Raw genomic sequence first — 15,473 nt, forward strand, 5'->3', positions numbered from 1 at the left:
TATGCCGTCTTTTATGGAGGGGATTGAGCTCGATTAACACTGTTCTGCGATGGTCAATCTGGCGTCGCACCCATCAATGGCGAGCGCAGCAGGCTCATTATCGCGCTCGTGGTTGCGCGCCACCGTGAATAGTTACGGCTGTAGTATTAGAGCCGCTAACACAAGTCGTCCACGAAGCGCGAACAGATCACGGCAGCGGGCAAGCAGAGCAAGGCGATATGGATGTCCAGACGCCGCTCGAAGCGGATGCGCAGCTTACCCAAACCGGCAAACCAGGCGTGCGTGCGCTCGACTACCCAGTCGGACCTGAACAATCCGTCCAGGCTGATGCAGCAAGGCTGGAAAGCTGGAACGGTATGGTGGGAATTGCAAGAGACAGGCATATTGGCGTGAATTTCCTGCAAATTTCGACGAAGGTTGAATGGGTCCAAAGACGCTGGTGCCAGAGGGGATTTATTCCGCCAGCCGCTGCGCGAGCAGATCAACTTGAAGCATCCGTTGGTTCGTCTGGCCGATCTAATTGACTGGGACCGATTGAGCACGGCGATGAGCGCGAGCTTCGTGTCGCACTGCGGCCGGCCGGCAACGTCGTCGCGTTTGATCGCGGGGTTGCTGTACTTGCAGCACGCCTTCGACCTGTCGGACGAGGACGTGGTCTGGCAATGGCTGGAGAACCCGTACTGGCAAGTTTTTACCGGTGAGACGTACTTGCAGACCCGGGCGCCGATCGATGCGTCGAGCCTGACGCGCTGGCGTAAGCGGTTGGGTGAAGCGGGCGTTGAAGAACTGCTAGCCGAGACAATCTAGGCGGCCAAGCGGGCCCACGTCATCAAGACCTCGAGCCTGAGGCGGGTGATCGTTGACACAACGGTGATGGAAAAGGCGATCGCTTATCCCACCGATTCGCGGCTGCTCGAGCGTTGCCGGGAACATCGGGTGAAAGCCGCCGCCCGGCACGGGCTGAAACTGCGACAAAACTATAACCGTGAGGCGCCACGTCTGGATCAGCTTGTCAGCTTCGAACGCCGCGAACATCTTGTCAAGAACCGGCCGATGCATAGCAAGCGCGTCGGTATGTACGTCAACACACGACGCATGCAGTACCAAGCTTGCGTTAAGGTCTTCAGCGAGACGCACTGAGGTCAACGAGAAGCGCACCATGACCATGTGCCGAGCCGACTGGATTGGAAAAAAGATCATGACCGATGGTTTGCTTAAACTACGTGCCAACGGAGGTGCTTGAACTAACTTTTCCTGTCCCTGTTTTCTGAGATCGCCCCCCTAGATACAAGTGGTTGGTTCTATGTACGAGAGATTTTTGTGTGGAAAAGCGACTCGGCCTCTCCCAGCGGGAGCGTTTAATGTAAATATACTTTATTCGTTACTCCATCACGCTGTTGGAGAACCCAATGAACCTTCGTATTGATGTTGAAACTGCCCGCGCAGCGCACGCGTTCTTGCAACGCGTCGCCGGTCGTTACTCGGTGAATCGAGCGATCTTGTTCGGTAGCCGCGCACGTTACGCGCACGGGCCTGAGAGCGACGTGGATATTGCCGTGATTCTATTAGGACAACATGGCAAGCGCACACCGATCGCGTTGGACATGGCCGGTATGGCGTTCGATGTGCTCCTGGAGACGGGCGTGCTGGTCGAAGCGTTGCCGCTTTGGGAGGATGAGATGGAGCATCCCGAACTGTTTAGTAACCCGGCATTGATCAAAAACATCCGTCGCGAGGGTATTGCGCTATGAACATGACGACCAAAAACTACATCGCCAAGGCGGACGCGCACTCGAAGAGGCGCATGTACTGTTGAATGCTGTTGCGCGCAAAGTAAAAATGAGCCACTTCAAGGCGCGATACAAACCTTGTACTACAGCCCTACATGATATATGATATACATATCATGCAAAGGAGCTTTTATGAGTCGTATCCTCGTTGACTTACCGGACTCGCGGCTCGAGGAGTTGGCAGCCATTGTGGAGATCGAGCATCGCCCACGCGCTGCCATCATTCGTGACGCGATCGAGGCGTATATCTCCCAACGTAAGGGCTCACTCGGGGCAGATGCCTTCGGGCTGTGGAAGAGCAAGAAGGTCGATGGCCTTGCCTATGAGCAGGAGCTTCGTTCCGAATGGTAAAGGCGCTCTTTGACACGAACATCTTGATCGACTATCTAAGCGGGATCAGCGCTGCAAGGAAGGAGTTGGGGCGTTATGAATATCGTGCGATCAGCACGATTACCTGGATGGAGATTCTTGTTGGTGCCTCTACCGAGGAAGAATCCGCGATTCGAGCATGGCTCGGCTCGTTCAATGTAGTCGCCCTCGATAATGCAATCGCGAACCGGGCAGTGGAAATTCGAAAGACCAAACGGGTTCGATTGCCAGATGCCATTGTGTGGGCGACAGCACAGGTGCACTCGCTCCTGCTTGTTTCACGAAATACGAAAGATTTTCCTGCGGACGAACCAAGCGTACGCGTCCCGTATAAAATCTAGGAAAAGCGCAATGGCCTACAAAATCACGCGTGCTGGGGACAAAATAAGGTAAGTGTTTGTACTAAACCGCTGACGCGGTAGTGGAAGATCGGCGGAGGTGGGTACCTGGCACTCGACACCAGTGGCATTTTTAGTCCATGGGTTTTCTCGGCGCACGGGATGGGAATATCCCCGGCATGAGCCAAGCCGACGCTGAACCATCTGCACACCGGCCCTCTCGCACAAGCGAGCGCGCACTGGTTTGCGTGACATCGTCCGCATCAAAATCGACAAAAGATTGAGTACGGCTGGTAAGCTGAGCCCCATCACCTGGCCACCTATCCATTTCAAGCACTCCGTGCCATTGACAAACACGTACTTTGAATGGCAAGGCAAACGCGTTGCGCTCGATAGCGAACGTTTCACCCACTGGGCGAAGCAAAGCGGTCTACCCGACAATGAGCGTGAGCGCTCAACACAGCGAAGAGGCGCCCGTTGTCTGAGCCACCACCACTCAATGGCTGGCTCGAAGCCTTGATGCCGTGGGCACGCTTGGCCGATATGCCTTCCAGTCGTGTTCAGGGCTGACGACTGACATCGCTTGTAAACAGTACACGGCAGTTGTCAGCCGTGCTGTCTCTATCACCGCAGCGCTGTTGCCGCACATCGTATGGTCGCGTGCCTTCCACATTGGCTGACCGCTGCGCCGCCGCGCGCGGCCATGTGCACTGATCCAATGTGCTGTATCAACAAAAGTTGCGACTCGTTGTCATCAGCGAACCTAGTAAATGCGACAGATTCACCAGGCGCCGAGCGACTAAGAGTCGCTAACGCAACCTGGATGTCAGGCCGTAAGCCCCGCATCCTGGGGCCATGGCAAAAGGCAAAATCAGTAATGAATGGTGGGCGGTACTGGAGCCGTTGATTCCAGCGTTCACGCTCTCACCCAAAGGCGGCCATCGGCGCACTGTTGACGAGCGGGCGGCATTGAACGGCATTCCGTATGTTCTGCATACAGGCGTTGCATGGTAAGACTTGCCGCAGGAGCTCGGCTTCGGTAGTGGCATGACATGTTGGCGACGATTGCGCGACTGGCAGGGCGCAGGCGTGTGGAGCAGGCTGCATCTGGCGATGCTTCGCCGGTTGCGTGAACATGGCCAGATTGATTGAGAACGAGCGAGCCTGGATGCGGCCAGCGTTGCCAGCCCCCGGGGGGCCAGGAAACCGGCCCCAACTCGACGGAGCGAGGCAAACTCGGGAGCAAACGGCATCTGCTCGTAGATGCCCGAGGCCCTCCCTTGGCGATCACCGTCACGGGTGCCAACCGGCATGATTCGATGGTGTTCGAGCGCACCCTCGATACCCTCCCAGCCGTGCCGGGCTTGAGCGGTTCGCCGAGCAAACGCCCAGGCAAACTGCGTGCGCACAAGGGCTTTGCTATTTAGTCTTGCAAACCAAACAAGCTGACTACACCGTTGCACATCACAATGCAGGTATTTTCGGACACGGCAACTCAACAACTAGGCCCATGATCTAGTCAACGCCAGCCGATCGCGCACGTCATGATGCGCATCGAGACTGTACTGGCGCGACCGCTGGAATCTACACGTGCCTCAATCCAAATTTGTCTTCGGGTCCTGGGTCGTTCCATGCGCTTCGGCCGAGGGGGCGTCCCGGCATTCCATCTGCTGCGCGTCCACCGATGCGTGCGCCGATGGCGGCTGCGCCGGCTGCGACGACGTCTTTGCTCTGTGCGCTTCGTTTGACGAGCCCACCGCGTCGGTCTTCGCATCGGCACGTTGTCGTTTGGCGCCGCCATGCGGATGCGAGCGCCGCGACGCCAGCCAACGCGCGCGCGCTGCCTGCGGCGCCGAAACCTCACCGACAGGATTGCCTTGCAAATCGACACGCGCAGCATGTTCGACAAGGCAACTCCAGTAACGATTACCCTGACACCACGTCGCGATCGCATCCTTGATCTGCGCTTCGGTCAACCCAAGCTTTTTCGCATGCTGCATCGCATCGATATGAATACCGAGTTTGAGCGGCAGCTTCGGTTCCGGTTTTTTAGGGAAAGCCTTTGGAAAGCACTTCTGCAAGCGCCAAATCGCTTCCACCACCGGATCGACCAGTTTGTTGCCCTGCGCAACGGACCGCTGCTGACCGTGCTGCTCGGTTCGTGCCAACTTTGCATGATAAGCCGCGGACTGTTGCTTGCCCTGCTGCTTGCCTTGTTGGGCATGCTGCGGCCCGCCTCGTTCTGTACGCTGCTTCGCCTGCTCAGCACGTTGCTGTTTAGCCTGTGCAGCGAGTTGCTGCTTCAGCGCGGCAAGTTGCTCAAAACCCATGTTGCTTGTTATTTAAAAGGAGTCTGCCCATTGTAGCAGTTCATCTTTGGGCGCAAGAAACTGTCGTCCGGTCACGAAGCCGCGTGCGGCGGCTGCGGCGTACCCGAATTGGCACTCAATAAGTCCTCGCTGCGCTCAATCACATAGCGCTCCAGCCTCAAGACCACCGCGTCGTTTCGCAGTTCATTCCATGGTATTGCCGCAAGCGGCACGATTCGCACCGGCGCGCGTGGTTGCGCGTGATCGAGCACGCGGCCGCGATAGTCGATCTGGGCGCCGACGCACGCTTCGTCGCGTGGCGCGAACGCTAGAAACGCACGTCCCCATGGAATGCGCGCTTGCGGCGTCGAAAACCCGATTGTCACGCTCAACAAAGCCACGCGGATCGTCGTTTGCGATGTGATCATCGCTCTCCCATCGACGGTTCGCGCTTGCCTTGCGGCCCGCGTGTGCGAGTTGGATGCCCGGGATCGCGCCGGCTGCCTTGGTCGCCGCTACCGACGGCTCGAATACCGCGGCCTGCGCATCGGACCACGGCCGGCCCTGCAGCCGCGGTGCATCATGGCTCAGCCGAGGTCAACCGGTATAAAGATTTGGGCGTTGTCGCGCTGCACCAGCAACGCAACGCTGCTACCGGCCCGCGAGAGGCTTGATGCGAGTTGAGCAGGCGTGGTGACCGGCTGGCCGTTCACCGCCAGGATGACATCGCCAGGCTGCACGCCGGCAGCCGCTGCCGGGCCCGCGACGTCCTGCACCAGCAGACCGTGAGCCCGCACCGCGCGTTGCTCCTGCGGCGTCAATACGCGTACCGCGACACCGAGCCGGCCCTGCGCCTTGCCTTGCGCATCGTTGGACTCGACCTTGCCGTTTGCGAACGCGCCCAATGTTACATTCACGTCCTTCGTGCTTCTGTCACGCCACACCTGCAGTTTTGCAGTCGTGCCCGGTTGCATCGCGGCGATCTGCGCGGGCAATTCCGACGAGCTGAGCACCGGCGCGCCATTGACCTGCAAGATCACGTCGCCTGCCTTCAGTCCGGCCTTTGCGGCCGGTCCACCAGGCTCAACCGAACTGATCAGCGCACCCTGCGGCTGCTTTAAGCCAAACGAGTTGGCCAGCGCCTGGTTCACGCCCTGCACCGACACACCCAACCGCCCACGACTGACATGACCGGTCTTCACTAACTGGTCCTTCACACGGATCGCCTCATCAATCGGGATCGCGAATGACAGGCCCTGGAAACCACCGGTCTGAGAGTAAATCATCGAGTTGATCCCGATCACATCACCCTGCAGATTGAACAACGGTCCGCCTGAATTGCCTGGATTCACCGGCACATCGGTTTGAATAAACTGTGTATAGTTCTCATCCGGCAGCGCACGCGACTTCGCGCTGATAATGCCCGACGTCACGGTGTTGTCAAAACCATACGGCGAGCCAATCGCGACCACCCACTGACCGACCTTGCTTTGCTTTGGATCGCCGATCTTCACCACCGGCAGGTTGCCCGCGTCGATCTTGAGCACCGCCACATCAGACTGCTTATCGCTGCCCACCACCTTCGCGCGGAACTCGCGCTTATCGGTCAGTCGCACGGTCACCACGTTCGCGCCATCGATCACGTGCGCGTTCGTCAGGATATATCCGTCCTTGCTGATGATGAAGCCCGAACCCAGGCTGCTGCTCGGCACCTCCTGCTGCGGGCCGAGGTTGCCACCAAACCCGTAGAAGCGGCGGAAGAATTGGAAGAACGGGTCACTCGGGTCGATTGGCAACGGCAGGCCGCGCTGCGCGGCCTGCCGCACGATATGCTTCGCGCTGATGTTGACGACCGCCGGACCGTACGTTTCAACCAACCCGGAGAAATCGGGTACGCCGGTCTTCGCGGCAGCCTCGGCCGGCATCATCGGAACGGCATGGGCCGACTGCACAGGCTCAATGTCCTTGTGCCCAGCGAAGTACCCGGCCGATAACGCGGCCGCCACCGCGACGGCCACGGCGCTACGCGACAGGATTTTGGTTTTCATCGATTGCGCTCCTCGTCGAATGACTGCTATGACGCCTGCCAGAATAGGAGCGGCCGCTTAAATCTATCTTAAAACGAGAGCCTCAGGCTCGGTGCGTAATGCCGTGTCTTGTCCAGGGGCGCTCGGGCGACATCGCCCTGCCTAGTACGGGGATCCCATTGTCATACATGGCTGCTTATCGTCCGTCGAGCCCACGGAACAGCAAAGCAAGCGCGGCCTCCAGGCGGGAGGCGAGGTATACGAGCGGATGGTGCGGTTTCGAGACGACTTGACAAGTGGCGCTGGCCATAAGCCACGCGGCCAGCGCTACTTGCCAAGCCGCGCGCGCAGCGCCCGCGCCGTTCCCAGCAGCCCTTCGTAGCCCGAACGCGCATGATCCGGCAGATCCGGATCACCGACCAGCGCCCCTAGTGTCTCGATCAAGCTGTACAGGATACCCTTGGCGGCGCCGGCTGCGATATGGCCCGACGAAAGCTGTGTGTCCACATGATTGAGCGCGGCATCCAGATGGTCAACATCTGGCCGTTCGCCACGCACGCCTGGCGAAGACGACTGCCCAACGGGGTTCGATTCTTCTCGCATTCCGCTCTCCTGTTCAAAGATCCGCTTACCCATCCCGCCTATCGTCCCCTTTTGGAAAGACGTTGGCGCGACGTCGGAACTCCGGTCTGACGCTTAGAGCATACCCTTTATTCACAATATCATATTGGCTCAATACACGGAATGCGGCAATGAGTCAGCGTTTCAGGGTGCTTGAGCAAATCGCTTTTTTGCTTGTCGTGATGTTTGGGTTGATCTGTTTCGCCGTGGTCGTTTACGGGTACAGCCCTAGGGCGCGGCACGCGGTGCACGCGGTCATCGAGACAGGCCGCCAATTCCCTGCACCATGCTCATCGCCGTCGCCGGACAGCTGCGTAGCCTACCTGATCAACTAACGCACTCAGCCGGAGCCGCACGACACGCGACCCCCGCCGGCTATACCGTGCCGGACCCGAACACTTCCGTATGGACCCGCTCCGGCACAACGCCCGCGTCGATCAACGCGCGCTTGTGTGGCGCCATGAACGGCACCGGCCCGCACATGTAAAAGTCAGCGGTGCGGACCAGTTCGTCATCGAGCCATTCCGACGGCTCGCCGCGGCCGGTCGCATCATAGTCGACGCCTATTCGGTCCATGTCCGACGCGAGTTCGTAGTAGACCCGCTTCGTAATGTTAGGGTGGGTTGCCACCCTGTCATTCAGCCAATCGCGAAACGCGTGTACCGCGCCGTTGCGGCACGCATGGACGAATACTTATTACACGGCGCAATATTGGACGAAACGTCGCAGGCCGCACGGCACCTTGCGCGCATGGCCGGTTCAGCCGTCTGCCGCAGTGGGCTGCCGAGCGACGTCCGCCGTGGGCATGGCCCCGTTTGGGCCCAGTGTCTCGGACAAAAAATCGATGAAGGTGCGCACCTTCGACGTCATGTACTTGCGGCTCGTGTAGACTGCGTACACGCGCGGCGAGAACAGCACATAGTCTGGCAGCAGCCTGAGCAGTGCGCCGTCGCGCACCTCGTTCGCGACAATCCACTCCGGCAGGTACGCCAAGCCTAACCCCGCCTTGACACATTGCAGCGCCATCGATGTGTCGTTGGTCTTGAGCACCGCGCGGTTCCTGATAGTGAACCGCCCACGCGGCCCTGACAACTCAACCCTGTCCAAGTTCGTATAATTCGGCAACACGATCCGGTGCGCCTCGATGTCGAGCGGCTCGCGCGGCATGCGATGCCGAGCTAGATAATCGGGTGCGCCCACTAGCAGGAACGGCACTTCGCACAATGGCCGCACGATTAGCGACGGCGACGGCTCGGAGGTGGCGCGCAATGCCATGTCATAGCCTTCCTGCGTCAGGTCGACAAAGCGATTCTCCAGTCGCAAGTCGATCAACACATGGGGAAACCTGTGCTGGTAGGCCGCGATCAGGTCCGCGAATCGCCGCGTCGCGAACCAGCCCGGTGCCGAGACTTTCAGCACACCCTGCGGCTGGCTGCTCTGTGCGCCAAGCGCCGCTTCGGCGACCTGCAGAATGTCCAGTGCCTCGCAGCATTGTTCGTAATACACGCTGCCTGCCTCGGTCAGACTCATGTGACGCGTGGTGCGGTTTAGCAACCGGACATGAAGCTCACGCTCGAGGTTGGCGATATGCTTGCTTGTCATCGCAGTCGAGATATTCAAGCGCTCGGCCGCCTTCACAAAACTGCCCGCTTCGGCGACTTCACGGAACACCCGGATGCTGGTGAGTCTGTCCACGCTGCCCTTCCTGTTGATAAGACCGACGCGCGGATGATAGCGGGTTCCGCGCGGCACCGTCGCCGGGCACGTGCATCATTTCCTCTTGATACGAAAGGCCCTCGACGTGGCAATCCTGCCACATACCAAACACATCAGTGCCGAGAACACGCGTGCGTTGGGCGATATACGCGCCGACCGCGCCGCGGATCACTGCAGCACGCTGGGTGAAGCCCGAGACTGGCTGACCCTACAACCCTTTATCAACGGTAGGCCAATCAAGCGAACCACCCAGCGAGCCTCAACCTGCACGGAGAACGCCGTATCAAGCATCGTGCCCCGGCGCCCGTTCACGCGCGAGCACCGGTGCAAGCGCCGCGCCAGTATGGCTGTGCCTGACCTTTGCGAGCTCCTCGGGCGCCGCGGCGGCCACCACCGTCCCGCCGCCAGCGCCGCCTTCCGGACCCAGGTCGATGATCCAGTCCGCCTCGGCGATCACATCAAGGTCGTGCTCGATCACGACGACGCTGTGCCCAGCATCGACGAGCCGGTGCAGCACGTGAATCAGCTTCGCGACATCAGCCATGTGCAGACCGACCGTCGGCTCATCAAGCACGTATAGCGTATGCGGAATGCGCTGGCCGCGTCGCGCGACGTCATCACGGACCTTGCTCAACTCGGTGATGAGCTTGATGCGTTGCGCCTCCCCCCCGGACAACGTCGGTGATGGCTGTCCCAGCGTCAAATAGCCCAGACCCACGTCTTTCATCAACTGCAACGGATGCGCAATCGATGAGATCGCGCCAAAAAACTCGACTGCCTCATCCACCTCCATCGTCAGCACGTCACCGATACTGCGGCCGTGCCACGTGACAGCCAGCGTTTCCAGATTAAACCGTTGCCCGTGACAAACGTCACACGGCACCTTGACGTCCGGCAGGAAGCTCATGCCGATGGTGCGTACGCCCTGTCCTTCACACGCTGGACAACGGCCGTCGCCGGTGTTGTACGAAAAGCGCGATGCCTGGTAGCCGCGCGCCCGTGCCTCCAACGTCTGCGCAAACAGCTTGCGGATCGCATCCCAGACGCCAATGTACGTGGCTGGACAGGAGCGCGGCGTTTTGCCGATCGGCGTCTGGTCCACTTCCAGCACCCGATCGATGCCGTCCCAGCCGGTAATCGACTCACAACCGCGCCACAGATGACGGACACTGATACGCGGACGGGCATCGGTGCGCGCCAGCACGCTCGCGCGTCGGGTGCGTGCCGACATGGTGTTGGCGTCGCCCTGCACCGCTTTGCGCGCGCGACGCTCCGCCGGCGATGACAGCACCGAGCGCCCGACCGCATCGAGCAGATTTGCCATCAGGACATCGCGCGCGAGCGTCGATTTGCCGGAACCCGATACGCCCGTGATCGCGACCAGCCGCGCCAGCGGGATATCGACCGTCACATCGCGCAGGTTGTGCAGCGACGCGTGTCGCACGGTCAGCCAACGCGACGGCGCCGTGCGGCCGGCCGCATCGACAGCGCGTCTCGGCTGCAACGGGTGCACGATCGGTTGCGCGAGATAGCGGCCAGTCAACGACCGCGGGTCCGCCGCAATGTCGGCAACGCGGCCGGATGCGACGAGCATACCGCCGCGCTTGCCGGCTCCAGGCCCGACGTCGATGATATGGTCCGCGCGCCGGATCGTGTCCTCATCGTGCTCGACAACAACCAGCGTGTTGCCCTTCTCGCCGAGCTTGCGCAGCGCGTCCAGCAAGATCCGGTTGTCCCGCGGATGCAGTCCGATCGTCGGTTCGTCCAGCACATAGCACACCCCTTGTAGGTTGCTGCCGAGTTGCGCGGCAAGGCGGATGCGTTGAGCTTCGCCACCGGACAGACTGGGCGCCGCGCGATCCAGGCTCAAATAGCCCAACCCAACCTCTTCGAGAAATTCGAGCCGGCTTTGTATCTCGCTGACGACGTCGCGCGCAATCTCCGCATCGCGCCCGCTCATCCGCAATTGACTGATCCAGTGCCGCGTATCCGATACCGTCCACTGTGCAATCGCGACGATGGGCTGACCCGCAAACGTGATCGCCCGCGACACGTCGTTCAGCCGCGTGCCGCCACAATCCGGGCAAGGTGTGTCGTCGACGCCTTCAGGCTCTTGCTCTTCAGAGGGCAACGTTTGCTCCCGACCACGCTCATCCCCGCCGACGACCGTGTCATCGAACGCGGCGCGTTGCTCGCCCGTCAGTTTCAAACCGGTACCGACGCATGTCGTGCACCAGCCATGCTTGCTGTTGTACGAGAACATACGCGGATCCAACTCTGGATAGCTGGTGCCGCACACCGGGCATGCGCGCTTGGTCGAGAATACCTTGATCGCACCTATATCGGCACCCGAGCCGCCGCGCGTCATGCCGTCGAGCAGGCCGTCCAGCGGCGCAAGCACGTGCATCACACCCTTGCCGACCTCGAGCGTGTCCGCCAGCAGGCGGCGCAACTCGCCTTCATGATCCGCCGACACGACCAGGTCGGCGACCGGCAGCTCGATCGTATGCTCTCGGAAGCGGTCCAGCTTCGGCCACGGATCAACACCGACGAACGCGCCATCGACACGCAGGTGCGTATTGCCCCGTGCCTTTGCCCACTTGGCCAGGTCTGTATAGACGCCCTTGCGGTTCACAACGAGTGGGGCGAGCAAGCCGATATGCTGTCCCTTATAGTCACGCAGCAACTGCGCGGCAATCGACTCGATGCTCTGCGACGTGACCGGCGTGCCGTCATGCACGCAATGCTGCACGCCCAGCTTCACATACAGCAGACGCAGAAAGTGCCACACTTCGGAGGTCGTCGCGACCGTGCTCTTGCGGCCGCCGCGCGACAACCGTTGCTCGATTGCGACGGTCGGTGGAATACCATACACCGCGTCGACTTCCGGCCGGCCCGCAGGCTGCACGATCGAGCGAGCATACGCGTTCAGCGACTCGAGATAGCGGCGCTGCCCCTCATGGAACAGAATGTCGAACGCGAGCGTCGACTTGCCCGAGCCCGACACCCCGGTGACCACGTTGAACTTACCGTGGGGGATATCGACGTCGAGTGACTTCAGATTGTGCTCGCGCGCGTTAACGATCCGCACCGCCTGCTCGGCGCTCGCACGCCGCACGCGCCCCGTCGCCAATGCCGTTTGCAGCGCAACGCCGGCGGCAGCGGCCTCGCCGGCCAAGTACGGCACCAACGGCTCGTTCACGCAATGCGGATCGGGTAATGTCGCACTGCCGGCGCCCGCCTGCAATGCCCGGTCGTATTGCAGCAGCGCCTGACCCGTGTGCGATTGCGCGCAGCGCTTCGCGTCTTCCGGCGTGCCACTGCACACGAGCTTGCCGCCCGCATCGCCGCCATCGGGACCGAGATCGATCAGCCAATCCGCCGTACGGATCACATCGAGATTGTGCTCGATCACAATCAGCGAATGACCTCGCTCGAGCAGCTTACCAAACGCGCGCATGAGCTTCGCGATGTCATCGAAGTGCAGGCCGGTGGTCGGCTCATCGAACATGAACAACCGTGCCGGTACGATGCCCGCGCCTCGGCCCGGCGTGGTCTCGGCGAGAAAGCCGGCGAGCTTGAGCCGCTGCGCTTCGCCGCCGGACAGCGTCGGCACAGGTTGACCGAGTTTCACATATTCGAGCCCGACGTCGACGATCGGCTGCAACACACGCAGTACTTCCGCATCGCTGGCAAACAGCGCCGTCGCCTCGCTGACCGTCAATTGCAGCACGTCGGTGATCGACAGGCGGCGCGGCGCGCCGCCTGTCGCCACGCGCTCGATCGTCACGTCCAACACTTCCGCGCGATAACGCTTGCCGTCGCAATCCGGGCAGCGCAGATACACGTCGCTGAGGAACTGCATCTCGACATGCTCGAACCCCGAGCCACCACACGTCGGACAGCGCCCATCCCCGGAATTGAAACTGAATGTGCCGGCCGTGTAGCCACGCTGCAGCGCGAGGGGCGCCTTGGCGAACAGCTTGCGGATTTCGTCGAACGCACCCACATAGCTGGCCGGGTTCGACCGCGCCGTCTTACCGATCGGTGACTGGTCGACAAACACGACGTCGCCCAGTGCGTCGGCGCCGCGCAGCGCACGATAGGCACCCGGCGCGTCGGTCGGCTTGCCAAAGTGGCGCGCTAGGGCCGGGTACAGCACGTCCTGTAGCAGCGTTGATTTGCCGGAGCCGGACACACCTGTCACACATACCAGCCGCTGCAGCGGAATCTCGACGGTGACGTCGCGCAGGTTGTGCTCGGCCGCCCCTTCGAGCACCAGTCTTCGCGTCTGCGCATCGATAGGTCGGGGCAGCCACTCGGACGCATCGGCGACACGCTGGCGGCCGTCCAGATACGCGCCGGTCAGCGTCGACGCGTTGCGTACGTCAGCCGGCGTGCCGTCGTAGACGATCATACCGCCGCGCTCCCCCGGACCGGGGCCCATATCGATCAGGCGGTCGGCCGCAAGCATCACGAGCGGGTCATGCTCGACGACCACCAGTGTGTTGCCGGCATCGCGCAATCGCTGCATCGCCTCGATGATCCGGCCGAGGTCGCGCGGGTGCAAGCCGATGCTGGGCTCGTCCAGCACGAACAACGTATTGACCAGCGACGTGCCCAGCGCGGTCGTCAGATTGATCCGCTGCACCTCGCCGCCGGACAGCGTGCGACTCTGCCTGTCCAGCGTCAGGTAGCCAAGACCGACGTCGCACAAGTAGCGTAAGCGGGTGCGCACTTCGGCCAGCAGCAGCTTCAGTGCATCGTCGAGTAACAGACTCGGCAGCGTTAGCTCATCGAAAAACCGGCGGATGCGCTCGATCGGCATCAGCATCAGGTCATGAATTGTCAAGCCGGGCAACGCTTCGAGCTGCGCACGCGTCCAGTCCACGCCGCGCGGCATGAACCGCTGCTCGCGCGGTAACACCGCGTCCGCATTGGCTTGCGTGCCGAGCCGCCACAGCAGCGCGTCCGTCTTGAGCCGTGCGCCGCCGCACGTGTCGCAGGGCGTATAGCTGCGATACTTCGACAGCAGCACACGGATATGCATCTTGTACGCCTTCGATTCCAGATAATCGAAGAAACGCCGTACACCGTACCAGTGCCGCTGCCAATCGCCGTCCCAATCCGGCGAGCCGTTGATGACCCAATCGCGGTGCTGCGCGGACAACTGCGCCCACGGCGTGTCACGCGGGATGGCCGCGCGCGCCGCGTAACGCATCAAGTCGTCCTGGCACTCCTTCCACGCGGGGGTCTGCATCGGCTTGATCGCCCCCTCGCGCAGCGACTTGCGCTCGTCCGGGATCACCAGCCCAAGGTCAACGCCGATCACGCGGCCAAAACCGCGGCACTTGTCGCACGCGCCATACGGCGAATTGAACGAGAACAATGCCGGCTGCGGCTCCGCATAGCGCACATCACTATCCGGGCAATGTAGACCGGTCGAGAAGCGCCAGGTCTGCGCGGACACATCGCCGTGCTCGGGCACCTGCACGTCAACGCGGCCGCCGCCGCGCTTGAGCGCCATCTCGATCGCCTCCACGACCCGCGCCTTATCAGCGTCGTGCACGCGAAAGCGGTCTGCGACGACGTCCAGCAGCTTGCGAGAACCGGACACGGTGGCCACCATGCGCTGCGCGTGTACGCGCGTATAGCCACTTGCCGACAGCCACTGCTCGACTTCCGCCTGCGTTGCGGTGTCCGGTAGTTCAACTGGGAACGTCACGATCACCCGCGGGTCACGCTCGCGCGTGCGTTCAATCAGCTCCGCGTAGATCGTCTCGGGCGTATCGTGGCGCACCCGCTGCGCGGTTCGGCGGTCAAACAGCTCCGCGGCACGCGCATAAAGCAGCTTCAGATGATCGTTCAACTCGGTCATCGTGCCGACGGTCGAGCGTGAGCTACGCACCGGATTCGTCTGGTCAATCGCGATGGCCGGCGGCACGCCATCGACCCGATCCACCTGTGGCCGATCCATGCGGTCCAGGAACTGACGCGCATACGCGCTGAAGGTCTCGACATAGCGCCGTTGCCCTTCCGCATAGAGCGTGTCGAATACAAGGCTCGACTTGCCGGAGCCCGACGGTCCGGTCACCACTGTCATTTCGCCCGGATACAAGTCGAGGTCGAGGTTCTTCAGGTTATGCTGGCGCGCGCCACGGATACGGATTGAGTTCGAGGAAGACAATTTATCCGACCATTTTAGGAGACTCCCCAATACTGTACACGCATACAGTGTTTTTGTCTTCTACGATCGGATCAGCGGCACGCGTCGCCGCTTGTTATTATTTTCACGCTCACACT

At 61.3% G+C, this 15,473-nt stretch carries 10 protein-coding genes and 4 pseudogenes; 5 read left to right on the forward strand and 9 right to left on the reverse strand.

The window, feature by feature from the left end; translation table 11 throughout:
* Window positions 1-155: 155 nt before the first annotated feature.
* A pseudogene (locus tag KQH60_RS05715) lies at window positions 156-299 on the reverse strand (IS5/IS1182 family transposase); the annotation flags it as partial.
* A 122-nt stretch (window positions 300-421) separates the two neighbouring features.
* Here KQH60_RS05715 and KQH60_RS05720 point away from each other — a divergent pair.
* The 5 genes and pseudogenes from KQH60_RS05720 to KQH60_RS05740 all read left to right on the forward strand — a co-directional run.
* Window positions 422-1,002 (forward strand): annotated as a pseudogene (locus KQH60_RS05720) (transposase); the annotation flags it as partial.
* A 407-nt stretch (window positions 1,003-1,409) separates the two neighbouring features.
* Entirely contained in the window at window positions 1,410-1,751 is a 342-nt protein-coding gene (locus KQH60_RS05725; RefSeq protein ID WP_237575572.1) for a nucleotidyltransferase family protein, read from the forward strand.
* 171 nt (window positions 1,752-1,922) lie between these two features.
* Entirely contained in the window at window positions 1,923-2,141 is a 219-nt protein-coding gene (locus tag KQH60_RS05730; protein ID WP_237575573.1) for a ribbon-helix-helix protein, CopG family, read from the forward strand.
* Entirely contained in the window at window positions 2,135-2,500 is a 366-nt protein-coding gene (locus tag KQH60_RS05735) for a type II toxin-antitoxin system VapC family toxin (protein WP_237575574.1), read from the forward strand. The genes KQH60_RS05730 and KQH60_RS05735 overlap by 7 nt, the downstream gene beginning before the upstream one ends.
* A gap of 852 nt (window positions 2,501-3,352) precedes the next feature.
* A pseudogene (locus tag KQH60_RS05740) lies at window positions 3,353-3,915 on the forward strand (IS5 family transposase); the annotation flags it as partial.
* A 177-nt stretch (window positions 3,916-4,092) separates the two neighbouring features.
* Here KQH60_RS05740 and KQH60_RS05745 read toward each other — a convergent pair.
* The 8 genes and pseudogenes from KQH60_RS05745 to uvrA all read right to left on the reverse strand — a co-directional run bounded on the left by KQH60_RS05745 (window position 4,093) and on the right by uvrA (window position 15,357).
* Window positions 4,093-4,827 (reverse strand): ProQ/FinO family protein, encoded by a 735-nt coding sequence (locus KQH60_RS05745; protein WP_237575575.1) that lies wholly within the window; start codon window positions 4,825-4,827, stop codon window positions 4,093-4,095.
* A 71-nt stretch (window positions 4,828-4,898) separates the two neighbouring features.
* Complete coding sequence (locus KQH60_RS05750; protein WP_237575576.1) at window positions 4,899-5,234, reverse strand: hypothetical protein; 336 nt, start codon at window positions 5,232-5,234, stop codon at window positions 4,899-4,901.
* A pseudogene (locus KQH60_RS05755) lies at window positions 5,200-5,361 on the reverse strand (NADH:flavin oxidoreductase/NADH oxidase); the annotation flags it as partial. The gene KQH60_RS05750 and the pseudogene KQH60_RS05755, both read right to left, overlap by 35 nt.
* Window positions 5,362-5,393: 32 nt before the next feature.
* Window positions 5,394-6,854 carry a DegQ family serine endoprotease gene (locus KQH60_RS05760; RefSeq protein ID WP_237575577.1) on the reverse strand — a complete coding sequence of 487 codons (1,461 nt, stop codon included), beginning with the start codon at window positions 6,852-6,854 and terminating at the stop codon, window positions 5,394-5,396.
* Window positions 6,855-7,160: 306 nt separating this feature from the next.
* Complete coding sequence (locus KQH60_RS05765; RefSeq protein ID WP_237575578.1) at window positions 7,161-7,436, reverse strand: hypothetical protein; 276 nt, start codon at window positions 7,434-7,436, stop codon at window positions 7,161-7,163.
* Between the two features lie 393 nt (window positions 7,437-7,829).
* Entirely contained in the window at window positions 7,830-8,084 is a 255-nt protein-coding gene (locus KQH60_RS05770; RefSeq protein WP_237575579.1) for a hypothetical protein, read from the reverse strand.
* Between the two features lie 129 nt (window positions 8,085-8,213).
* Window positions 8,214-9,149: a LysR family transcriptional regulator gene (locus tag KQH60_RS05775; RefSeq protein ID WP_237575580.1), complete on the reverse strand. Its 936-nt coding sequence runs from the start codon at window positions 9,147-9,149 to the stop codon at window positions 8,214-8,216.
* Between the two features lie 304 nt (window positions 9,150-9,453).
* On the reverse strand, window positions 9,454-15,357 hold the full coding sequence (gene uvrA, locus KQH60_RS05780) for an excinuclease ABC subunit UvrA (protein WP_237575581.1): 5,904 nt from the start codon (window positions 15,355-15,357) through the stop codon (window positions 9,454-9,456).
* Between the last annotated feature and the right edge of the window lie 116 nt (window positions 15,358-15,473).

The sequence above is a fragment of the Mycetohabitans sp. B8 genome, assembly GCF_021991875.1.
GTDB lineage: Bacteria > Pseudomonadota > Gammaproteobacteria > Burkholderiales > Burkholderiaceae > Mycetohabitans.

Excerpts from the sequence above, each read along its gene's own strand:
- KQH60_RS05750 (WP_237575576.1), bottom strand. The coding sequence starts at position 5,234 with ATGATCACATCGCAAACGACGATCCGCGTGGCTTTGTTGAGCGTGACA.
- KQH60_RS05730 (WP_237575573.1), top strand. The coding sequence starts at position 1,923 with ATGAGTCGTATCCTCGTTGACTTACCGGACTCGCGGCTCGAGGAGTTG.
- KQH60_RS05725 (WP_237575572.1), top strand. The coding sequence starts at position 1,410 with ATGAACCTTCGTATTGATGTTGAAACTGCCCGCGCAGCGCACGCGTTC.
- KQH60_RS05760 (WP_237575577.1), bottom strand. The coding sequence starts at position 6,854 with ATGAAAACCAAAATCCTGTCGCGTAGCGCCGTGGCCGTCGCGGTGGCG.
- KQH60_RS05765 (WP_237575578.1), bottom strand. The coding sequence starts at position 7,436 with ATGCGAGAAGAATCGAACCCCGTTGGGCAGTCGTCTTCGCCAGGCGTG.
- KQH60_RS05745 (WP_237575575.1), bottom strand. The coding sequence starts at position 4,827 with ATGGGTTTTGAGCAACTTGCCGCGCTGAAGCAGCAACTCGCTGCACAG.
- KQH60_RS05735 (WP_237575574.1), top strand. The coding sequence starts at position 2,135 with ATGGTAAAGGCGCTCTTTGACACGAACATCTTGATCGACTATCTAAGC.